Source organism: Sporomusa sphaeroides DSM 2875, assembly GCF_001941975.2.
GTDB classification, from domain to species: domain Bacteria; phylum Bacillota; class Negativicutes; order Sporomusales; family Sporomusaceae; genus Sporomusa; species Sporomusa sphaeroides.
Window position 1 is genome coordinate 162934 of sequence record NZ_CP146991.1, and the last position, 22360, is coordinate 185293.

General features: G+C 48.2%; 25 protein-coding genes. 15 read left to right on the plus strand and 10 right to left on the minus strand.

Translation table 11 applies throughout. The features are described from left to right. Positions 1-19 precede the first annotated feature (19 nt). From SPSPH_RS00625 to yaaA, 8 genes are all read left to right on the plus strand, one after another. Positions 20-220, plus strand: coding sequence for a DUF2997 domain-containing protein (locus tag SPSPH_RS00625; protein WP_075752239.1), 201 nt, complete (start codon positions 20-22; stop codon positions 218-220). Continuing rightward, the gene (locus SPSPH_RS00630; protein ID WP_075752241.1) at positions 217-798 is read left to right on the plus strand and encodes a 4Fe-4S single cluster domain-containing protein; all 582 of its coding nucleotides are present in this window, start codon (positions 217-219) and stop codon (positions 796-798) included. The genes SPSPH_RS00625 and SPSPH_RS00630 overlap by 4 nt, the downstream gene beginning before the upstream one ends. A 327-nt stretch (positions 799-1125) precedes the next feature. Beyond that, complete coding sequence (locus SPSPH_RS00635; RefSeq protein ID WP_075752243.1) at positions 1126-2178, plus strand: PocR ligand-binding domain-containing protein; 1053 nt, start codon at positions 1126-1128, stop codon at positions 2176-2178. Between the two features lie 50 nt (positions 2179-2228). After that, positions 2229-3035, plus strand: coding sequence for a peptidoglycan editing factor PgeF (pgeF, locus tag SPSPH_RS00640; RefSeq protein ID WP_075752245.1), 807 nt, complete (start codon positions 2229-2231; stop codon positions 3033-3035). Positions 3036-3062: 27 nt separating this feature from the next. Further along, on the plus strand, positions 3063-3428 hold the full coding sequence (locus tag SPSPH_RS00645; protein WP_075752247.1) for a 5'-methylthioadenosine/S-adenosylhomocysteine nucleosidase: 366 nt from the start codon (positions 3063-3065) through the stop codon (positions 3426-3428). A 60-nt stretch (positions 3429-3488) separates the two neighbouring features. Continuing rightward, the gene (locus tag SPSPH_RS00650) at positions 3489-3818 is read left to right on the plus strand and encodes a hypothetical protein (protein ID WP_075752249.1); all 330 of its coding nucleotides are present in this window, start codon (positions 3489-3491) and stop codon (positions 3816-3818) included. A gap of 40 nt (positions 3819-3858) precedes the next feature. After that, positions 3859-4149, plus strand: coding sequence for a type II toxin-antitoxin system RelE/ParE family toxin (locus SPSPH_RS23480; RefSeq protein WP_416341275.1), 291 nt, complete (start codon positions 3859-3861; stop codon positions 4147-4149). Positions 4150-4272: 123 nt separating this feature from the next. Beyond that, entirely contained in the window at positions 4273-5013 is a 741-nt protein-coding gene (yaaA, locus tag SPSPH_RS00655; protein WP_075755877.1) for a peroxide stress protein YaaA, read from the plus strand. Between the two features lie 161 nt (positions 5014-5174). Here the strand turns inward: yaaA and SPSPH_RS00660 are convergent, their stop codons facing one another. Continuing rightward, complete coding sequence (locus tag SPSPH_RS00660; RefSeq protein WP_083945331.1) at positions 5175-6047, minus strand: helix-turn-helix transcriptional regulator; 873 nt, start codon at positions 6045-6047, stop codon at positions 5175-5177. 165 nt (positions 6048-6212) lie between these two features. Here SPSPH_RS00660 and SPSPH_RS00665 point away from each other — a divergent pair, with 165 nt between their 5' ends. Then, the gene (locus SPSPH_RS00665) at positions 6213-7400 is read left to right on the plus strand and encodes an MFS transporter (RefSeq protein ID WP_233138618.1); all 1188 of its coding nucleotides are present in this window, start codon (positions 6213-6215) and stop codon (positions 7398-7400) included. Positions 7401-7463: 63 nt separating this feature from the next. On the opposite strand, the gene SPSPH_RS00670 is transcribed toward SPSPH_RS00665, so the two are convergent. The 7 genes from SPSPH_RS00670 to SPSPH_RS00700 all read right to left on the minus strand — a co-directional run bounded on the left by SPSPH_RS00670 (position 7464) and on the right by SPSPH_RS00700 (position 14054). Beyond that, the gene (locus SPSPH_RS00670) at positions 7464-8162 is read right to left on the minus strand and encodes a DUF2225 domain-containing protein (protein WP_075752256.1); all 699 of its coding nucleotides are present in this window, start codon (positions 8160-8162) and stop codon (positions 7464-7466) included. 44 nt (positions 8163-8206) lie between these two features. After that, complete coding sequence (gene cydC, locus SPSPH_RS00675) at positions 8207-9937, minus strand: thiol reductant ABC exporter subunit CydC (protein ID WP_075752258.1); 1731 nt, start codon at positions 9935-9937, stop codon at positions 8207-8209. Continuing rightward, the gene (gene cydD / locus SPSPH_RS00680; protein ID WP_075752260.1) at positions 9927-11660 is read right to left on the minus strand and encodes a thiol reductant ABC exporter subunit CydD; all 1734 of its coding nucleotides are present in this window, start codon (positions 11658-11660) and stop codon (positions 9927-9929) included. Before cydD ends, cydC begins: the two co-directional genes overlap by 11 nt. 248 nt (positions 11661-11908) lie before the next feature. Further along, the gene (locus tag SPSPH_RS00685) at positions 11909-12103 is read right to left on the minus strand and encodes an H-type small acid-soluble spore protein (RefSeq protein ID WP_075752262.1); all 195 of its coding nucleotides are present in this window, start codon (positions 12101-12103) and stop codon (positions 11909-11911) included. Positions 12104-12186: 83 nt separating this feature from the next. Further along, positions 12187-12702, minus strand: a complete 516-nt coding sequence (locus SPSPH_RS00690; protein ID WP_233138619.1) for a GNAT family N-acetyltransferase — start codon at positions 12700-12702, stop codon at positions 12187-12189. Between the two features lie 162 nt (positions 12703-12864). Further along, positions 12865-13698 (minus strand): PhzF family phenazine biosynthesis protein, encoded by an 834-nt coding sequence (locus SPSPH_RS00695; protein ID WP_075752264.1) that lies wholly within the window; start codon positions 13696-13698, stop codon positions 12865-12867. Between the two features lie 35 nt (positions 13699-13733). Next, a complete protein-coding gene (locus SPSPH_RS00700) occupies positions 13734-14054 on the minus strand; it encodes a helix-turn-helix domain-containing protein (RefSeq protein ID WP_075752266.1) in 321 nt (106 codons plus the stop codon). 366 nt (positions 14055-14420) lie between these two features. Here SPSPH_RS00700 and SPSPH_RS00705 point away from each other — a divergent pair, with 366 nt between their 5' ends. Beyond that, positions 14421-17012, plus strand: a complete 2592-nt coding sequence (locus SPSPH_RS00705) for an autotransporter outer membrane beta-barrel domain-containing protein (RefSeq protein WP_075752268.1) — start codon at positions 14421-14423, stop codon at positions 17010-17012. A gap of 159 nt (positions 17013-17171) precedes the next feature. Here SPSPH_RS00705 and SPSPH_RS00710 read toward each other — a convergent pair whose 3' ends face one another. After that, positions 17172-17672: a flavin reductase family protein gene (locus tag SPSPH_RS00710; RefSeq protein ID WP_083945333.1), complete on the minus strand. Its 501-nt coding sequence runs from the start codon at positions 17670-17672 to the stop codon at positions 17172-17174. Positions 17673-17732: 60 nt separating this feature from the next. Further along, entirely contained in the window at positions 17733-18992 is a 1260-nt protein-coding gene (gene larA, locus SPSPH_RS00715; protein WP_075752273.1) for a nickel-dependent lactate racemase, read from the minus strand. Positions 18993-19226: 234 nt separating this feature from the next. Between larA and SPSPH_RS23485 the strand changes: the two genes are divergently transcribed. The 5 genes from SPSPH_RS23485 (at position 19227) to SPSPH_RS00735 (ending at position 22219) form a co-directional block, all read left to right on the plus strand. Continuing rightward, entirely contained in the window at positions 19227-19376 is a 150-nt protein-coding gene (locus tag SPSPH_RS23485; RefSeq protein ID WP_422396961.1) for a WG repeat-containing protein, read from the plus strand. A gap of 54 nt (positions 19377-19430) precedes the next feature. After that, a complete protein-coding gene (locus SPSPH_RS00720; protein WP_075752275.1) occupies positions 19431-20522 on the plus strand; it encodes a tetratricopeptide repeat protein in 1092 nt (363 codons plus the stop codon). A 69-nt stretch (positions 20523-20591) separates the two neighbouring features. Next, on the plus strand, positions 20592-21155 hold the full coding sequence (locus SPSPH_RS00725) for a hypothetical protein (RefSeq protein ID WP_075752277.1): 564 nt from the start codon (positions 20592-20594) through the stop codon (positions 21153-21155). Between the two features lie 44 nt (positions 21156-21199). Then, complete coding sequence (locus SPSPH_RS00730; RefSeq protein ID WP_158027031.1) at positions 21200-21376, plus strand: hypothetical protein; 177 nt, start codon at positions 21200-21202, stop codon at positions 21374-21376. A gap of 219 nt (positions 21377-21595) precedes the next feature. Next, positions 21596-22219: a DUF3793 family protein gene (locus SPSPH_RS00735; protein WP_075752279.1), complete on the plus strand. Its 624-nt coding sequence runs from the start codon at positions 21596-21598 to the stop codon at positions 22217-22219. Positions 22220-22360: the final 141 nt, after the last annotated feature.

Genomic DNA, 22360 nt, shown 5'->3' on the forward strand with positions numbered 1-22360 from the left:
GGGAAAGGAAGGAGTTTCTATGGAAAAGGAAGAACTGGAAATCACTATTGACGCCAACGGCAAAGTCAATATCAAGGTAGCCGGGGCCAAAGGCGGTAAATGCCTGGATATCACTAAACCCATTGAGGATGCCTTGGGAGAAGTCAAGGTGCGTGAGATGAACTCCGAGTATTATGAGCAGCCGGCAGATACCTTCAAGGTAAGGAATAACCAGCGATGAACAGCCAAAGGCAAGAAGATGGCGGCCTGATTAATATGGCCGCCTTTTTGGCGAAATCACGCGCCAATGGTCCCGGCCTGCGTGCGGTAGTCTGGGTGCAGGGCTGCCCCCGCCGCTGCGAAGACTGCTTTAATCAGGACATGCTGGAGTTCCGGGACAATGAATGGCTGCCGGCGGCGGAATTGGCTGCCCGTATTCTTGCTGTCAGGGAAATAGACGGCGTTACCTTTTCTGGCGGCGAGCCTTTCGCGCAAGCCGCGGCTTTGGCGGGACTGGCCGAACAATTGCAGGCAGCCGGGCTCACGGTTGTTATCTTTACCGGCTATACCTATGCCGACCTTACGGCAGCCAATAACCCTGACTGGAACCGCCTGCTGGCGGCTGCCGATGTACTGGTGGCAGGGCCGTATAAGAAAGATCTGCCTTCACAAGACTATCTGTTAGGTTCTGCCAACCAGGAACTGATATATCTTACTGACAGACTGAAAAATCACCCTGACAGGCATAGCTCTCAGGGGCATACTCTGGAATTTACTGTTGATTTGGCCGGCAATATAGTAACTACAGGCTTTAAATAATGCTATGAAGCCGCAAGCAGCCAGGCTCAGGACATAACAAGCATGGTTGAACAATGGCATGTCAGGGCAAATGAGTGTTAATTTAGCTGTGATGGGCGCGCAATAGACAAATTACCTGAGCAAATACGCAAGAAAGTCACATATGTTCATTAGATTTTACACAGGTTTTATTGGGTAAAACAATAATAATATAAATATTCAGAAAAGGTGGAGCTCTGGATTATCGTGCTTGAAGAACATAGCATGATTTGTAGTGCCGATATCCCCGCATAAGTACAAAAAGCATTTCGTTTTGTACTTGGAATGAAGCGAAAGGTAGGGATAACTATGAAGCCGAGAGCAGCAAGTCAGGTTCGGGAAGTAGCAGATATGAGCGCCGTTCAATTACGGGATATAATTGATGTTGATTTTTTGCAAAAATTTCAGGATGCTTTTGCCGAAGCCATAGGAGTCGCCAGTATTACCGTGGACAGGGACGGAAATCCGGTTACTCAGCCCAGCCGTTTTACCAAATTTTGCATGGAATATACCCGGGGTTCCAAAACCGGGCTTGCCCGCTGTATGGAATGCGACCGCAAAGGCGGTGAGGAGTCAGCCCGAACCGGGAAACCGGCTATCTATGACTGTCACGCCGGGCTGGTTGATTTTGGCGTACCGATTATGCTGGGAGGACAGCAAATCGGTTCCATTCTCGGTGGGCAGGTATTGATTGCAGCGCCGGATGAAGCCTATTATCGCAAAGTGGCCCAGGAAATTGGCGTCGACCCGGATCAATACCTGGCCGCACTTCGGGAGATTAAGCAGGTGCCCCGAAAAAGCATAGAGGCGGCAGCAAATGTTTTGTACCTGGTTGCCAATACGCTTTCTAAAACCTGGTATCAGCAAAACCGGCTAAAGCATATGGCCGAATTAATTAATGACAGTGTGCTGCAAATATCGGCAACCATGGAAGAATTAGCAGCGTCTGCCGGTGATGTTAGCACCAACCAAAATACCCTTAACGACGAAATCCAAAATGTAAATGTTGTATCAGGAAAAATCAATGAAGTCATGGACTTTATCAAAGATATAGCTGATGAAACCCGTTTATTGGGCCTGAACGCAGCCATTGAAGCGGCACGGGCAGGAACGGCCGGCCTTGGTTTTGGCGTCGTGGCGCAAGAAATCAGGAAGCTTTCCGGTGATTCTAAAGAAACTGTAGGAAGAATAAAGGAATTTACCACCATCATCCAGGAATCAGTTAATAAAACGGTAACCATGGGACAAGCCACTTCGGTTACCGTTGAACAGCAGGCAGCCGCCATCGAGGAAGTTACCGCCAGCGTTCAGGAAGTAACGAGCATGGTTGAGCAATTGAATGCCATGGCCAATGAAATATAGTTGTGAGGTAAATGTATTTTTAGAAAACCAAGTGATATAGGAGATTGAAAATGAGTTTTTCCATACAATGTGCAGCAAATAACGTATGGTATGGTACTTTTGCCCACTTTAACAATATTGGAATCTGCCATGGGTTGGCAACCAGAATCGGGGGGCTTAGTGAAGCCCCTTTTTATTCTTTAAATATGGGCTTGCGATCCGGCGATGATGTTAAGAAAGTTGCAGCCAATCGTGAACGGTTCTTCCAGGCATTGGGGATAGCTGCCGGTACTGTTGTAAGTGGTCAGCAAGTACATGGTGACACTGTGGCTGTGGTTACCGAAAGGGATATGGGCAGAGGCGCATTGAACTGTGACGGTCTGCCAGGCACAGACGCACTGGTTACCAATGCAGCGGGTGTTGCCTTAATGATTTTTTTCGCCGACTGTGTGCCGCTATTATTTGTTGACCCGAAGCGCCGGGCCATCGGGGCGTGTCATGCCGGTTGGCGGGGAACGGCGGCAAGTCTTGCCGCCAAAACCGTACTGGCAATGCAACAGCATTTTGGTACAGAACCGGGTGATTGCCTTGTCGGCATAGGCCCGTCAATCGGCCAATGCTGCTATGAGGTCGATGAGCCTGTCATTGCCTGTTACCGGGAAGCGTTTAGCTGGTGGGAGGATGTCGCGATCCCACACGGCAGTAATTGGCGGCTTGACCTGGGGCAGGCCAACTGCCGGCAGCTTGAGGATATTGGGGTAGATAAACGAAATATTGTGTTGAGTAATGTTTGTACAGCCTGCAATACACCGCTATTTTATTCTTACCGGGCCGAACATGGCAAAACCGGGGTCCTTGCGGCTGTTATTAGGCTGTGATAATTACCTGTTTAAAAAGGAGAAGCTATGTTAATCGGAATTATCGGCGCGATGGAAGTTGAAATTGTTGAACTAACCAAAAATATGACGGAAGTGAGTAATACAATCATCGGTGGTGCTGCCTTTCATAGAGGTAAATTGGATGGCTACGATATTGTAGTGGGGAAATGTGGTGTCGGAAAAGTACATGCTGCTATTTGTACCCAGTCAATGCTAATGAAGTATGCGCCAGATGTTGTTATTAATATTGGCATAGCTGGCAGCCTAAACCCTGATATAAAGCCGGGAGACACTGACTTCCGATTCAGTGCCCACTATAACCGATATTTTGATACTATCAAAAACACATCGGTTTTTGCAAAGTTTAATGATTATAGAATGATTATAAATTGATTTTATATTGATGTTTGGGTATGATATAAGTAGAGTTCTAACATAAAGAGGTGAAACAATATGAAAGCTATCATTCGTCCTATGACGGATTTGGCAAAAAAGATGGACGAAATTGAACATTTTTGTATTACCGAAAGCTTACCGGTATATATCACGAAAAAAGGCACTGGTAGGCTGGTTGTCCTTGGTCACACAAACTATGAAATTCTAATGTCTGAACTCGAAAAAATTAAAGAAGAAAATGAATTATATAAATCTCTTATTCAAGCGGCAGGCGAGAGCCGCAGAGGCGAAAGTCGGGATGTTAATGATGTCTTGGACGAATTAGACGCTGAATTAAGGGAGCGGGAAGATGACGACAGGCAAACAGAGCGGAAAGTATCAGGTTAAAATCGTGCCTACGGCTCGGAAAGACCTTCGGGATGCAGCTATGTATATAGCGCAAGACAGTTCTGCGAATGCCAGAAAATTTGTCGCAGACGTAAAGGCCAGGATAAACAATGTTTTAGCGAATAGTCCCAATATCTGTTTGCCGCCTAGAGCGTACCCTTTTTTAGCTGAGCAAGGATACTTACGGTTTTCCGTGCACGCAAACTATTCAGCCCTATGGGTCTGGCGCGGGTCGATTATTGAGATCCATCGTATTTTACACAATAAGAGAAACTGGGCGCTGATCATAAGTGGCCCTGAAGGCATGGAAGAAATAGAACCCTCCGAATAATTCGGAGGGTCTCAATCATTCATGCATTTATTCAGTACCAGTTTGGGTTTGGGAATTGGACAATAAGGATTATCTAATAAGCTAATGATAATCCAAATGAAATAGCTTGAAATGGATAAAAACATGCGAATTATTATATCTCCGGCGAAAAAGATGAATATGGAAACCGACAGTCTGCCGCACGAGAGCCTGCCGCAATTTCTCGATGAGGCTGAGCTGCTGCTAAAGTGTCTGAAGAGTATGGCCTATGAGCAGTTGAAGAAACTCTGGGGATGCAGTGATTCTCTTGCCAGACTGAATTTTGAGCGGCTGCAGTGCATGGATTTGCGGCAAAGCCTTACGCCGGCGCTTCTTGCTTACGAGGGCATCCAGTACCGGTACATGGCTCCCGGTATTTTTGAATACCAGCATTTGGACTATATTAAGGCGCATTTGCGCATTCTTTCCGGCTTTTATGGATTGCTGCTGCCTTTTGACGGTGTGACGCCTTACCGCCTGGAAATGCAGGCCGGACTTGCGGGTGACGGTTACCGCAATCTGTATGAGTTCTGGGGGGACAAGCTTGCCCGGCAGCTCGCCGGCGAAACCGATTTGCTGATTAATCTGGCTTCCAAAGAGTACAGCAAAATTATTTCTTCCTATCTGCCGGAAAAAGTTCACCTTCTGACCTGCAGCTTTGCCGAATGGAAAGAGGAAAGGCTGATCGAAAAGGGTACCCTGTGCAAAATGGCGAGGGGAGAGATGGTGCGTTTTCTGGCAGAGCGTCAGATTACAGAATCTGAGGAGATCAAAGACTTTGATCGGCAGGGCTATGCATATTCTGACGAATATTCAAAGCCGGATCATTTTGTATTTATCCGATGACTAACTCGCTCTAAGACTCCCACCTCTCCAGGTGGGAGTAAGAGCGACTAAGTCCCTGGATAAGGGCGACTAACCTTCAGATGGGGTTAAAACCCCACCTGAAGCTAAGTCTGCTTTATAAAAGGAGACAGATAGCATGAACCAGGATGATGTGCTCACAATCAGCCGGTTTTTGCGCCGGCCGGTTCTTTTGGCACCTTTGCGGGTGAGATATTTTTATATTTTTTGAACAGGCGGCTGAAATAGTTGCTGTCACTAAAGCCGACGGTCAGGGCAACTTCTCCGACAGGTAAATCATGTTGCTGCAGTAATTTCATAGCTGCATTGATACGTAAATAATTAACATAGGCAATGGGCGGCATGCCGGTAATGCTTTTAAACAGACGGCATAGGTGATGGGGGCAAATATTAGCCATAGCGGCAAGACTCTTAAGGGTGATTTTTTGGTTAAAATGCTTATCGACATATTTTATTACCGGCAGTAACTGGTGGTGCTGCCGGTTTTTGATTTCATCAGTAACCGGTATGGTATAACGCCGCAGCAGCAAAGCGAGAATACGGTAAAGGCAGGATTTAATCCATAGCTCATAACCGGGTTGTTTCTGTTCATATTCGTTAATTACATCAAGGAACTGGCTGAGCAGCTCGCCGTCATTTTCAATTTTATTCTGGAAACGAATGCGGTTTTGTATCAATGGGGTGAGGTATGCGGTTTGGCAGATATCCTCCTGCTGACTGCGGAGGAAGTTAAAATCGATGAGAATATAGGTTTCGACAAGATGGTCACAGCAGTTTTCTACATAATGGATGTCATTACAATTGATAATGACAAGGTTTCCCTCACTTACAGGGATAGGCTCAGAATTGCAGTGAATAACGGCATTTCCCTTTTCTATATAAAAGATCATTAATTCTTCATGCCAATGCTTTTTTAACATAGGACCTGGCTCAACAGACTCTCTCCGTCCGATGTTAATCGGGAAGTCGCTTTTTATATTATGATGGATCATCTGACCGTTGCCGGCAATAATCATCAAGATTCCTCCCTTTACTAATAATATCAATATCGTGCTAAAGTTGCTTAATATTATCCATGAAATGTTCCGGATTATCTACTATAATATGAACAAATAAGAGCTGTTCAATCAATATTATCCTGGTAAATCCAGTTTGTCAAATAGTATATGAGGAGTGATATATTGCTGCGGTCTGTAAAAAGTATTCCATCTTCCCTGTGGCTGATTACGTGCGCCCACGCCGTGACTGACTTGGCGGCAGGCGCCTTGTTTGTAGCTTTGCCTTATTTTAAAGTAAAATTTGGCCTAAGCTACGCTGAATTAACAGCCATTGTGTTACTGCAAAACCTGACATCATCTGTCAGCCAGCCGATATTCGGTTATCTGAGTGATCGAAAATCACGGCCGTGGTGGATGCCTTTGGGGTGTTTTATAAGTGGAGTCGGGATGTTGTTTTCTTTACTGGTTCCCACTTATTCACTGGTCCTGTTGTGTACAGCCATCAGTGGATTAGGTGCCGCAATTTTTCATCCGGACGGAGCAAAAGTAATCAATTTGCTGAGTGGCGAAGCTAAGGGCAAGGGTGCCAGTTTATTTTCAGTCGGTGGCAATGCCGGTTTTGCGCTTGGCTCGTTATTTTTGGGAACCTTGCTAGTCGGCAGCCCTGATATTCTTTATATTTTCGCGGTGCCCAACATTATAATTGCCGCCTTGCTGCTTTGGAACATGAAAGTGTTCGCCAGTTTGCCGCAGCGTAAACCGAGCGGCTCTGGTAAGGCTAAAATTGCAATCAGTATGAATTTGCCGCTGGTGGCACTGCTCGGGACGGTGCTTATGCGGGCCACTGTAAATTCCGGGCTCAGCGCTTTTGTACCATTGTATTACACCACCTTCCTGCATGGCAGTCCTGCTTATGCCGCATCCTTATTGACGGTTTATCTGGCTGCCGGCGCGGCGGGTACGTTAATAGGCGGGCCGTTGAGTGACCGTTGCGGCAGTAAAAGGGTTATGCTATATTCTATTTTGCCGGTTGCTCCGCTTTTGTATCTTTTTAAAGTAGTGGATGGCTTTGGGGCGTTTATTATTCTGGCCCTTGTCAGTATTTTGCTGGCCATGACTTTTACCAGCAGTCTGGTACTGGCGCAGAAAATGATGCCCAATAATATTGCTATGGCTTCCGGTCTGACACTGGGATTCAGTATCGGGTTAGGGGCTATGGGTGTTCTGGCGCTTGGTCATGTTGCCGATACCTTGGGATTGCCGTGGGTATTTAATCTGCTGGCGGTTCTGCCCATAGCCGGCTTTATCCTTACCATGTTTATTCAGGAACCTGCTGCTGTTCTGGCAAAGCAGCCTGTGGCCGAAAGCTGAGGAACAGTAAAAGGCGTGTCGCAAAAGCGACACGCCTTTTTACTGCTAGAACAAACTGTGGCGCTAATCGCCATCAGTGACGGCTGCTGCCGCCTGGTCCCGGGCGTCTCTGGCCTCATGCCAGGCGTCTCTGGCCAGGCTTAAAACCCGCGGTTCCAGTTTCGTTGCAGGATTGCCAACAACCTTACTCAGATATAATAGTGCCTTTTCATTTTGCCCGCTCCGTCGGGCCAGCTCACCAATCAAATAGGAAACCGCCGCCTCGCTCAGGGAGCCGATCGGCAGCCGCTCCCGCATCAAAGCCTGCTCATAATATTCACAGGCCTTAAGCAGGGCGGTTTTTTCTTCTTCCTGGTTTTCGCCCTCACGATACAACCAGGCAAGCCGAAGATATAATTCTGCCAGCCGGCTCGCCGGAGCTGCGATCATGTCGGCGAAAAAAATCGCCAGCTTATAGGTTGCTATCGCCTGGTCACGCGTGCGTTCCCCGCTATAGTTTACATTGACTTTGCGTGTTGCCAAAAACTTAGCAATCTTGTCTTTGGCTGCCACAAATAAATCCTCAAAGTAACTGTCGGCAGCTGCATAGCCGCAGTTAGAGCATACCCAAATCGTATAATAATAAGGATTTATATCTTTAAAATGCGCGCAAAAATCACTATCCTGCTTGTCCATTACCTGCCGGCCGCGCGTCCGGGTAACACTGAATGTTTGTTCACAAACAGGACACTTTTTTTCTACCGAATAGGTCGGCTCTGCCATATCATCGCCTCCAATATATACCTTACCATAATAGGGCCAGGCTCTCAAGAAATATTTAATAAATCTCCCTGCAGGGCCCACATCTGGTAAAACAGCCCCTTCTTTTTCAACAAATCGGCAAAAGCTCCTTGTTCCGCAATTTGTCCGTCAGCTAAGACCAGGATTTCATCCATGGTTTCCAGCCCTACCAGCCGGTGGGTTATCAATACCAGGGAGCGAGTGCCTGCAGAGCGCAAAATATGGCTCATGACAACCGCTTCGGCCTGGGCGTCCAGCCCGGCTGTCGGTTCATCGAGCAGCCATACCGGAGCAGGTTTTAACAGTGCCCGGGCCAAGGCAATGCGCTGGCGTTCCCCGCCGGAGACCGCCAGTCCGTTTTGGCCTGTCAGGGTGTCCAGCCCCCGCGGCAGCCGTTCAATAAAATCTGTCAGCATGGCACCTGCTACCGCCTGGTTTAATTCGGCCGGTGCGGCATCCGGTTTGGCTATTAGAATATTATCTCTGATGGTAGCGTTAAACAAATAGGTATCCTGACTGACAACACTTACCGCCCGGCGTATGGCTGCCGGTTCATAGCCCCTGATATCCCTGCCGTTTAGCAGCAGGGATCCCCGGTCATAGTCCCAGAACCGTAATAGCAGTCCGGCCAGCGTACTTTTGCCGGCACCGCTTGCGCCTACAATTGCCAGGCGTTTACCCGGAGGCAGGCTGAAGGTTATATTGGATAACACCGGCGGTGAATCAGGCGAGTAGGAAAAAGACAGCCGATTCACCGAAAACTCCAGCGGTCCTGAAGGTACAGCCGGTATTCCCGCAGCGTTAACAGCCGGTTGTTGGCCGGTGATGGCGGCAATTCGGGCAAAAGCCGCGTTGCTTTCCTGCAAATAGTAGGCAACCGCCGGCAAGGGTAAAATTGCCTCAAAACTGGCCTGTACCGCCAGTGCCACCACTGCCAGATAAACTCCCTCCAACTGGCCGGCGGCTACCAGCGGCCCAGCCAGGATGATCACGGCAATGACGGTCAGGTTCATTCCCAGGGTTCCTAAGGCATCGCTCAGGGAAGCCACCACATTGGCCCGCTCCTGGCAGGCCGTCAGCTCTGCATTGGCTGCAGCAATGCAAGCGGCCTGTCTCTCCGACCGGCCCAAAGCCGCTAATTCAGTAAGTCCTTCCAGGCTGTCAGCCAGACTGCCGTTCAGTTTGGCTCTGGCCTCTACAACCCCTTGGCCGGCCTCACGTCCCAGCCGGCTAATGCCTATTGGCAAAACACAGCCTGTCAGCAAAAATGCCCCGGCTACCGGCCAAGCCAGCCAGGGAGCCAGCCACGCCAACAACCCCACTGTCGTGACGGCCACCACCACGGCAATGGCCACCGGAAATGCCGCCCGCAAATAGAAAAACTGCAAAGTCTCAACATCGGCTACCAGGCGGCTAAAAAGATCACCTTTGGCAACCCCTGGCAAATTAGCCGGTGCCAGCGGTTCCAGCCTGGTGTAGAGCCACACCCGGATGTCGGCCAGCAGACGAAAGGTAGCGTCATGGCTGGTATACCGTTCCCCATATCGGCATATAGCTCTGGCCAGGCCAAAAAAGCGCACCCCGACAATCGCCACCGATAATTCTGCCACCGACGGGTGAAGGGCGGCTGCCGAAATCAGCCAAGCCGAGGCCGCCAGCAAGCCGACATTGGCATATACCGTAAAACTGCCGATCAGACAGGCCGCAGCAGCCAGTAACAAGGTACGATGACTGCCGGCTAAGATTTTATACATCATACCCTCCCTTAGAAGCCCCTACCAGCTGCCAGTACAGCCCCGGTCGGGCTAATAGCTCGGCATGGGTACCGGTCTCGCTGATTTGGCCGTCTGCCAGCACAATAACTTTGTCGGCTTGGCGCACCGTACTTAGCCTGTGGGCAATAATTATGGCGGTGCGTCCTGCCAGCAGCCTTGCCAGGGCCTTATCCAGCACCGCCTGTGAGTGAACATCCAGCCCGCGTGCCGCCTCATCCAAAATAACCAGCGGTGCGTCCTGCAATAAGGCTCTGGCAATAGCCAGCCGCTGACATTCGCCGCCGCTGAGGCCTTGACCGCCTTCGCCGATCAACGTGTCATACCCGGCAGGCAGCCGCTCAATAAAATCATGTGCGCCGGCTGCTTTGGCCGCCCTGATAATCTCAGCAAGCGCTGCGTCAGGCTGGGCAAGGCGGATATTATCGGCAACAGATCCCTGAAATAAATGCGGACGCTGCGGCACAAAAGCAACCTGGCGCAGCCAATCGTCTGAACTGAGCCCCTGGAGCAACTTCCCATTTACCACGATGTCTCCCGCGGCAGGCGTGATAAAATTAAGCAACAGGGCAGCCACCGTACTTTTCCCGGCACCGCTCGGGCCGACTATCGCCAAATGCTGTCCGGCGTCCAGGCTAAACGATATCCCGCGCAAAGCCTGCCGACCGCCCGGTTGATACTCGGCATATACATCCCGAAAGGCAAGCGCAATCTGCTGCTGTCTTGGCAAAGGAGCCGACCCGCCTGCCGCCTGGCTGCCGCTTAAGCGCAGCAGCCGGAAAATATCTGCTGCCGCTGCCTTTCCCGCCATTCCGGCGTGAAACTGAGTTCCCAGCAGCCGAAGCGGCAGATAATATTCAGGTGCTAACAGCAGTACAAAGAAAGCCTGGGAGAATTCGATCTCACCGTAGAGCAGCCGGAGCCCCACCGTTACCGCCACCAGTGCTGTACTGATAGTAGCCACCAGTTCCAGTGCCAGCGCTGACAAAAACGCCACTTTAAGCACATTCAGGGTAGCATCGCGAAACTCTTTACTTACCCGGGCAATGATGCTTGCCTGTTCAATGCTGCGGCCAAACAGCTTGAGTGTCATCAGGCCGGACAGAACATCCAGGAAATGAGCGCTCAAACTGTTTAATGTCTCCCACTGCCTGCGATTCTGCTTTTCTGCCAGCTTGCCAATAAGCAGCATAAATACAGGTATCATGGGTGCTGTCACCAGCAAAAGCAGGGCTGAGGTCAGATCCAGCGGCCACACCACCAGCAGGATGCACACCGGAATACACGCGGCTTTAACCAACTGGGGCAAATACTTGGCAAAATAGGCTTCCAGCTGCTCTACGCCTTCACCGGCAATATTAATAAGTTCGCCGGCCGGCTGCTGTGCCAGCGTCACCGGCCCAAGGCCCAGCAAATGGCTCACCAACCGCTGCCGCAGGCCGGTCTTAATGGTTGCCGCCAGCTTAAAGGACAACACACCTTCCAGATACGTAACAATGGCGCGCACCAGTATTATGGCGGTTAAAAGCCATAACAGACCGGCTACAGACGCCAGTTCCTGTTTACTCAGAAACAGCCTGTCAATCACCTGGGTGAGATAATAGGCCTGAGTAATTGCCAGCAGCCCGCCACCGGCACCCAAACCAATTACTGCGGCTAACAGGCGGCGCTTTTTTCCTGCTTCCCGGCCTAACTGCCTGTCGATCAAAATAGCTCGCCTGCCTTTAAAGCGAAAATCCGCCCATATGGCGGGTTTCCCGCGCTATAGTCCTGAGCAATATATACTACAACACCCTGTATAATCCTGCTAATTATACAGGGCTTGTTTTTTAAAGTGCAAAATAAAACAGGATTGCCACCCGCTGCGCTTGCAATAACCTCAGGAAGGTCTCTAATTCCCTCCTGGGGTTATTGCGAAACGCCGGTATGGCAATCCCGCTTTTGTTGTTGCATTGCTTAGTGCTGGGGCATAGGTCCGGTTTCTTCCAACTGGTCAATATCCACATGCACGGTATTGTGTTTCTCAAGATAAGTTACATAAGCCGTATTCCGGCCTTTATCAACATTTTCGATCCAGACATAGTTATTCCGGTACTTTACGCCAATCGTATCCGGCGACTTGAGAATTTGTTCGGCGCGTGACGCATTCATGCAAACCACCCCTTTTACGGGTAGTATTTCACCTGGCGGCAATTTTATTCGGTCAGCTCTTTACCTGCCGTCCGGGTATGCAGCTACACCGACAGGGGCGGGCAATCCTCCCTGAGCAGTCCCAGTATTTCCAGATCAACATACTTACCTGCCAAAAAAGCTGCCTGGCGCAGTGTTCCTTCATAACGGTAGCCACAACGTTCGGCTACACTGCGGCTGGCTTCATTGCCGGCTACCACAGTCACTTGCAGACGGGGAATGGGCTTTGATTCAAACAAGAAAGCCGAGAACAGTGCCAAGGCTTCTGACATATACCCTTTGCCCCGGTCTTCACGCTTGAAGATTTGATAACCGAGTTCATAACCGGCCCGGTAATCGGCATTTCTAAAATAAATAATTTCACCGACCATATTACCTGCGTTATTTTGAATGACCATCCGGCCAAAACTATCATGCCAAAAGCCGCGTTCCACAAAACCCCGGCGAAAAGCCGGTTCAGCCGGAATATCCATCAGCCAGTATTCACCTTTTTCCGATACATCGGTCATTAATCGATAAATTAACTCCAGGTCTGATTCCCATACTGTCCTGAGACACACTTTATTCCCCTGAAGCACACAGCCACATCCCACACAATCCACGCCTTTCTTCATTGCTTTATATGTATTCATATCATTTATATTTTAGTATTCCTCATTATCTAATATTATCATGAAAAAGTAAACACTGATATGGGTCAGGGGTAAAATGGCCGGACTTCTTTATATGTACAATTCACCCTTTAATACAACTACGGCCTGGCCAATTAGCTCCACTCTGTTTCCTGTCAATATTCTGAGTACCATCTCGCCGCCTCTGTCGGAAGCCTGGTAGGCCCTGAGTTCACTTTTCTTCAGCAGCTTACTCCAGTAGGCTGCCAGCACCGTATGAACCGAACCTGTAACCGGGTCTTCATTAATTCCTGCCCAGGGATTAAAGTATCTGGATATACAATCATAGTCTTCATCGCCGCTGCAGGTAACACCAACGCCTTTTACCGTCATGGCAAATTCTATGTTCTTCATTTTTTCAAAGTCTGGCGTCAGTTTTAGTACATCACTTTTTGTCTTTACACAGATAACCAGTTTCTTAGTGTTGTTGCCGATTATAGCATTTTCATAGCTTTCGATACCCATTGCCTCGATAATAGCTGCCGGCACAGCAACAGGAGAAAAATCATCTATGGGAAAATCCAGACTGATTCCCTGATCGGTCTTGCGCGCAGTGAGTCTGCCGCTTTTGGTTTCATAAATAATTTGTTCCCCGTTAATCCCCAGGCGGTTAAACAGTATTTTTGATGTTGCAATGGTTGCATGGCCGCATAGATCCACTTCACATTTTGGCGTAAACCACCGTAGTGAATACCTGTTTGCCTGATGTACCGCCTGGCCTGCAAGCGGTTGAACAAAGGCTGTCTCAGATAAATTTGTTTCTTTGGCAATTAGCTGCATGTATTTATCTTCAATGCTCTCTGTTAAGACACATACTGCCGCCGGATTTCCTGTAAAACATTCCTTGGTAAACGCATCTACATAATATATGGGTATTACTTTCATTCTTAATCCTCCCCAACAATAATACACGGGTATTGTCAGTTGACGCCATCGTTATCAATACCAAGCAGAATATCAACTGCTTGCCGCAAATTAACCTTGGTGCGATACGCCATGATGACTTTCCTTTCATGCTCATTCATATCTTCCGGCTTTAGACGAATATCAAGCAATTCGGATGGAGAAACCTTCAACGCTTCACATATGGACGCAAGTATGTCCACATCAGGGCGATTAATGCCCTGTTCCCAATTTGATATCCTGCTGTTGCTGACGCCAATCAGCTTGGCCAGCTCTTTTTGGCTCAGGTTTTGGGCTTCTCTATATTTGCGGATTCTTGGACCGATTTCATATCTCACGCAAAGCACCTCCAGCTTTGATTATATAGCGGATTTCTCAAAAATCAATAAAAAATCAAGATAATCTGTAAATAAGTATTGATCTTTCAGAAAGTCGCGATTAAGGGAAAGAGTTTGGTAAGAGCAAAACACTATACTAAAATCAAGGAGGTGTTGCCGGATACAAAACGCTGATGTGAGTAATAGGATACTTTTCGGGTCTATTTTTGTTAGTTTTACCTGGTATATAGTTAGGTAAATAAAGGGTTGCTAGTTAAATCGATTATCCCGGAAAACAGCTAACACTGGTTGTACGGCACGCTGAAAGCATGAATTATTCGCACTACTTCACGGGAATGGTTGACAAGTAACAAAGGGGGAATTATTTTGTTAAAACTGTCAGATAATGCGATAAGCATGTTAGTATCCAAGTACCGGGTTATTTTACAGCGCATGGTGGTCAAAAACACAGCCATGTTTGCCATCTGCTTATGTGTGCTTGGTACGTCAGCAGTCGCCGGTGCCGCAGATATTACATACAGCGGCGATGTGGCGGACTTAAATACTGCGCCCATCGGCGGCGCAAGCAACCCAAGTCTGATTCCTGCCAATGCATTCGGCAACAATGTTACCGTAGATTTTTTAAGCGGTACAGACCCGTACCGGGTCTTCGGTGGTCTCTCAAACAGCACGGCAGTCACAGGCAATACCGTGAATTTTTTGAATGGCAATGTAACCAACAACTTCTATGGCGGTTATGATGCTGCTGTCGCGAATGGCTTGGGAGCGGCAGGCAATACTATAACTATTTCCGGCGGTACAATTCAGGGAATGGCGATTAGCGGCATAAGCCTTAATGGCAATGCCACCAATAACAAAATAACAATCTCAGGAGGCACTGTTAAAACACAAGTCCGCGGTGGCTCGGCTAATGCTGCCGGTGACGCCACAGGTAACAGTGTTATTATTTCCGGCGGCACGGTGGGCGATGGCTTAGGCACTATATCTAATGGCTGGGTTATCGGCGGTTATAGTAAAGATGGTGTTTCGTCCGGCAACACAGTAAGCATCAGTGGTTCCGCTATAGTTAATCATATCGACGTGGGGGAATCTGACAACGGCCCAGTGACAGGCAACAAGCTGTTTATTAGTGGTGGCGAGATAATGGGTAGTACGGCCAGAGCAGGCTGGAGTGAAACCGGTCTAGTTTCCGGCAACGAAGCACACATGTCTGGTGGCATTATCCATGACGACACAGTTAATTTCAGTACCGGACAGCTTGTAGGCGCACACAGTAATTTCGGCAATGCCGAGAATAACCTCGTAACCATGAGCGGCGGCAGCGTTTCCAGCGTAACCGGCGGAGTTTCGGTTAATGCCAATGCCACAGGCAACAAAGGCATCATGAGTGGCGGCGAAACGAACCAGTATGTTGGAGGATTTAGTTCAACAGGCAACGCTGAAAACAACGAAGTGCTGTTTAGCGGTGGTAAGACAGGTTCCATCTATGGCGGCAAGACAATGAATACCGGCAATGCTTCCGGCAATACAGTCAACATCACCGGCGGTGAAATTCTTTACGAAGTTTATGGCGGTATGAGTACTATGGGTTCGGCCAACAACAATACGGTAACCCTTGGCGGCAATATACGACTGGCAGCCACTTCTTCGATTTTTGGCGGCTGGACAACTGGCAATCCTGGAACAACATCTACCGGCAATATCCTGAACCTCAATGGTTTCCAGGGAACGCTGCATGAAGTGAACAGCTTCCAAAACTACAACTTCATCCTTCCTGCCTCTCTCCAGAATGGCGGCACCGTTCTCACCGTTACCAGCCAAACAGACTTGTCAGGCACTCATGTCGCCATTACCGGCATGGAAAGCGGCACTCTCCTGGCTCCCGGCAATACCATTACGTTGATCAGCTCGACGCAAAATGCTCCTGACAGCTACACTGCGACCAATGTCCGGTCAGGTATTTCGATACTTTATGACTTCAGCCTTGAGGTTGCGGGTGCAGCTCTGACCGCAACCGTAAAATCCGCCGGTGTGAATCCCCAGACTAAGGCGCTAGCCGAAGGGTATGCCGCCAATATGGCGTTTGTGAACCAGGGCGCTGACCTTGCCGGCGGAACGGGAATGGCTGATGCTATGGCAAAAGCCAAGGCGGCCAATGGAGATATTGCTTCTTTCGGCGCGGTCTCCAGCGGTTCATCCCGCTATAAAACAGGTTCGCATGCCGATGTGGACGGCACCTTCCTCATGGCCGGCTTTGTTACCAAACGCGATATAGAGAACGGTTCGCTGGTCAGAGGACTTTTTCTGGAGGCAGGCTGGGGCAATTATGATACCTACAACAGCTTTGCCAATATGCCCAGCGTCCGTGGCGACGGTGATACCAGCTACTATGGCTTAGGGGCGCTCCTCCGGCACGACGCGCCGGACGGACGCTATCTGGAAGGCTCGGTGCGGGGCGGAAAAAGCCGGACGACTTTTGGCAGCGGCGACTTAAACAACGCCTCTTACACCACTAACTCCGGCTATTATGGCGCACACATCGGCATCGGGAAGCTTAAAACCGAGGGTAACAAGACGCTTGATTACTACGCTAAATATTTCTGGACACACCAAAACGCCGGCGATGTAAGAGTGGCAGGCGAGCCGTTCAGCTTCGCCGGTGTTGACTCAAGTCGTCTGCGGGGTGGGGTGCGGCTGAGCCAGGAAAAGCCTGACGGCAAAAGAGCCAGCTATGTGGGACTGGCGTATGAATACGAATTTGACGGCAAAGCTAAGGGCAGTGTCTATGGTTTAGACCTGGAAGCGCCGAGCTTGAAGGGCGGCACAGGCATTATTGAGCTTGGCATGAGCTTCAAAAGCCGCCCGGCGAGCAGCAACACCCTTGAACTCGGCCTCCAGGGATATGCGGGGAAACGGGAAGGTGTAACCGGGACGGTGCAGCTTAAGCGGGTATTTTAATTGTTGGGGGCCGTTTTTACAGCGGTCCTTTTCATGGAAGCGAGACAAAAAGGAAGGTCGCAGGCTGTACGGCCTGCGACCTTCCTTTTTGTCTGTAAAAATGTGTGACCAAAATCCTGTCGTTTAAGCATAGTCAAGAAAAGACTGAAAAACAAGTTTTTACTCGGTTCTGTAAGCCGCCACTATTTCAGCAAAGTACAGGGTATGGTAATCGCCATCGGCATAGCACGAGGCCTGCTCGGCAGCAGCGAGATTTTCCGGCTGCATAGTCTGTTTGAAGACTACCTTGCACTCCAGCTGCAAGCCGGGAGTGGCAATAATCGGAGTGGCGATGGCCTGGCTGTCAGCCAGAGTAAGCTTGGCAGCCGCAATTTTATCCATGTCGCGGCCGGATTTGGTGCCGCATAGTGCCAGAGCTTCTTTCATTTCGCTCAGCGGCAGGGTAATGGTAAACTCACCGCTTTGCTCAACAAGCTCTTTGGTAAAGCGGGATTGGCGTACCAAAGCAGTAAATACCGGTTTTCGCCACATAATGCCGACACTGCCCCAGCCGATGGTCATAGTATTGGTTTTGCCGCCATGGGCGGTGGTCATAAAGGCGTTCTTGGGAATAAGCTCGGCGGCTTGGCCTGAGAATTGTTCGTAGGTAAGGTTTGTCATAATATTTCCTCCTCCACGGTATTTCGGGCAACAAATTGGTTTGCGGTCCGGGATAGCCGGCTATTTCACATACGGGATGGTCAGCGGTCCCAGTGGCAATACGGCAACACTGGCACCGGGTTTATTATTTAACACTGTCGTGATGGCATCACAGGGTTTGGCTACCGGAATGATTTTGGCATCACGCACTGTTTGTTCATCAAGTTCTGAGTACAGGTAGCATTCGGCTTTCAGGAGAATCATTGCCAGCACCTGCACCTGCCACTGATCAAATACGGAGTAGCTGGGGTCATTAATCATCGCCAACAGTTCCTCAGGGGTAGCTTTTGATTTAAGGATTTTGGCGAAGTTACCATGGTCAGGTACGCCGTCTGAGCATTCGGAGCAGGAAAGGATAGCTCCGCCTTGTTTGACAATCTGGGCGGCTGCGCTCATACCTTTGACTGTTTGGTACAGATTTTGGTCCAGCGGATAGCCTGAGTTGGTGGTAATAACCAGGTCAAACGGCTGGTCAACCGGGTACATGGCGTGTTCCTTAACAAAGGCGCAGCCGGCGCGATGGGCTGTAATTACATCACCGGCAAAGGCGCTGGTGATTTCTTTGTTGCCGTTAAGAGTGACATTCAGCATGAAGTCCGGTTTAGCCATCAGGCAGTTTTGGGTGGCTGCATCCTGGACCACATTGCCTTCAATTACGCCCCAGGTGCTTTGCGGGTTGCCGATCATTTGGGCGTTATGGAAGCCTTGAATTGTTGTAATACCGGCAATCCCGGGGTTAATGCCTTTGGGGCCGCCGGAAAATCCGGCAAAGAAATGCGGCTCAATAAAGCCGGTTACAATTTTGAAGGTAGAGTTTACATAGACTTTGTTGAGATAAACATCAGAGCCATAGCTGTTTTTACCTACCAATACAAGTTCTTCAGGGTCAAAAGCATTGTGGTTGATAATTCGCACGGTATCAACGACTTCCTGGCCCAGCATTTGAATAAGCTCGGCTTCCGTGTTGGCCCGATGGCTGCCAAGACCGTTAATAATGACAAAGTTTTCTTTAGGCACATGGGCAAGTTCGTCCAAAAGCCAGGGAACCAGCTTGTCATTCGGGGTAGGGCGGGTCATATCGGAAATAACAATGGCAACAGTATCTTTCTCGGTAACCATATCTTTGAGAGGCGGTGTCCCCAGCGGCTTGCGGAGAGCCTCTTGTACGGCCGTTCTTTCATCAGCAAGTCCAGGTAAATGGCGGGGTTCGATTATTACTGCGCGGTCGGGTACCATAATTTTCAAGCCGTTTTTTCCATAAGCCAGTGATACTGGTTTCATACAGGTTACACTTCCTTTCATATGTTAGTGTTAGCTTGGCAGTATAAGTATATTCTATCCTGCATTTACCATAAGCTCAATACTTTTTTCTGATAGAGGGTATGCCGTAGAAAGGTTAAGCTGCTTTTGGGTTACGGGTATTACATATAATGACAAAATCCGCATAGGATTTACTATATATTAATAAAATATGCTTTTTTTAGTAAAAAAGGGCAATAGGAAATCAACTTTACTGTGTTAGCAGGAGTAAAGTTGAAGAGTAAATGGGGATATATGGATACTACCGGAAAAATGCTTATTGCGCCGCAATTCAGTGATATAGGTGTCTTTTGGAATCAAGAGATGCTAGACCGGGAATTAAGGTATTATCAGAGTTCTTACTAGTGGGAAGCACGAGAGGCTCATTCATAGATTATATAAAATACGGAGGGATGCACAATGCTAAGGAAGCTTTTATTGTTGCTAACTATCAGCCTATGTCTGGTTGCTCCTATCGGGAACGCCCAAGTATTCGAGGATAAAAAACAGGGTTTTTCTATTGATGTTCCCGAAAAATGGAAAATAGAAAGTCAAGTAACACAGTTTGCGTTTTTTAATAACGAGAAGAAAGATAAGGTATTCACCATCTATTTTTTTCCACCATATCCTGGTGCACGGACATTAGTAGATGATTATCTGTGGTTAACGCAGTTTGCTGATGCGATGATACAAGGTACACGGGCTACTGTTGTAGAACCAGCCAAACTAAGCAAAGTAGCAGGGCAACCTGCAATAATCAATACCCTAGCCGTTACTCGTAGGGATGGCACTAAAACGAGAACATTGCTGGCTACATTCTGGTATAATAATCAAATTTGCCATGTCATTAGCGCGGCGAAGAAGAATGAATATGATGATGCATTACCAATTTTTCAGGAAATGCTAAACTCTCTAAGGTTTGATCCGCCGACGGCATATGATTGGGGTGAAATAGGAACGGCTAAACAGAAAAATAAAGAATATGATAAAGCAATTGAAGCTTTTCATAATGCAAATAAGCTGGATTCCAAGCAAACTCAATATCTAGCGGATATTGCCTATACCTATTCAGAGATGGGTGAATATGATAAAGCGATAGTAGAGATTACCAAAGCGATAGAGTTAAAGCCTAAGGAGGCTTTTTACTATACTGAACGGCTCTATGCATATGTAAAGAAAAAAGACGGACAAGCAGCCTTACATGATGCCAATAAGGCAATCGAACTTGCTCCTAAGGATGCGCATTCTTACGCTGGACGTGGTAATGCCTATGCGCTTCTTGGTCAATATACCGAAGCGATTCAAGACTTTCAACAACAAATAGAATTAAAAGGAAAATTATCTGAAAGCTACTTTAATCTTGCTCAGTGTTACGAACTTTTGGGGAATAAGGAAGAAGCAATGAGATATTATAAAAAGACAAAGACATATTCTGATATTTCGGAACATGTCGCAGCGAAGGTAAATTCTAGGATAAATAATAATTGGGAAAGTCTCAAGGACTGGATATAAGCACGATTGTTAATAGGAGTTATGATGATTGTGAGTGATGATGATGCGTAAAATCAGCATGATCTTCCTATGCTGCTGCGTTTTTCTGCTGGCAGCGATGAATGGATTACCCAATCTAACAAGTTGAAATTGCTTCTTAGCGACCAGCGTTTTGCTTGGTATGCCGCTGCTGCCAAGTCACCTGCTGACCCGGCGACTAAGCTGGCTACCGAAGTACTGCAGGGTATCTATATTTTTGAAACAACTGATGCGCAGCAGGTAAGTTTTGAACTCAGCCGTGCCATCAAAGCAATGGTTGTCGCTCGGGATAAAGACATTCCCTGGAAGGTCGCAGAAAAAAGCGCCAAAGTCGATATCGCCGGTCTGAAAGTCAGCCGGATTGATCTGACTTTCCGTGATAAAGACAAAAGCAAAACCCATGATGGCAGACGCAAGTCGGTGCAAGTTGAGGACAATCTCAAGCAATTTTTTGGATCGGAAACCGTATCTCTCTACCTTCTTCCTTATAATCAGCAAACCCTAGTGCTGGGAATAGGCCAGGCAGAGCCGATCTTAGGTCTTACCATCGCAGCCTTGAAAACCGGCGCACACTGGCGAATGATCCGCGGCTCAGCCAAGTTACAGAGCGGCTGACCGGAACAAACCTCAGCCTTGTAGCCATATCATCAGGTAGAATCGTGGATGCAGTCAGCGGTAACGGCACGGGCATGTTCGAAACGCTGCTGAGTCCGCCGATTACCATCAGCACCAGCGTTGACGGCAAAACAGTACTTTTGCAAGCTTCTGTACCACAGACTCTGATAAAAATGCTGCTTAATAATATATTTGCAACTGCCAAACCGCCAACAACGTAAGGGCGGATACAAACAACAGGGGGACAGGGACGGTGTTTATTTATTCATACAACACCGCCCTTGTCCCCCTGTTTTATAAAGGTTTATGAATGGCAATTGACAACAGGGAAAAATAAGGCTATACTAACAATGTAAATGATAATGATAATCAATATACTTAAACTAAATTTGCATGGAATGCTATAAGGGAAAACAATATCTGGAAGGGGCAGCGATATAATGTGGATGAAAACAGGTAAGACTTTTGTAAAGCTGGAGAATCAAAATACTCCTGCTGACTTTTTCCGCTGGTTGATTATTGAATTAGCACCCACCATTTTGGGAGAAAAACCGGCGACACTGCTTACCTTTGTCGACTGTCGTAGATTTTCCCGGCAAACCTTTTGGCGTAAATTCGGCGCCGCCTTCCTGCGTGAGGCTACTATCGACTGGACGATTGTCAGGGAGAAGGGCAACAGCCTTACGGTATTGTTTTATCACCCGGAAAGTTTGGAAGGGTGTTTAAAACAAACTGAACATTGCCAGTTTCTGGAGGAGTTTGGCTACAAAGCCGATTGTCCCCTATATGAAAACATAGAATGCTTAAAGCAACGGTATCAGGGCGGGTGTCCGCATGAAATCGGGCTTCTGCTGGGTATACCGCTCAAGGATGTACTGGGTTTTATGGGGAAAGGACAGGAATGTTTGAGCTGCCGGGGCATGTGGTGCATTTATGGCGACCCCAGACCGTCACTCGCGGTTATGGAAAAGATAAACAAGGGTAAAACCTATGCTGCCAGGCTATTAAACAGCGGTGTAAGTCCCCGCAATATCCTGCTGGAAAAATGGCGCAAAACTGCATAATAAATCCCAGGCTTACTATGTAATTTTCCGCATATCCTATAGAGGTATGCGGGTTTTATTTTTTTTAGAAAATGTACTTGCACTTTGGGTCAGTTATGTTACAATCATATAGTAATTTTCAAAAATTTTTGCGCGTAAAGG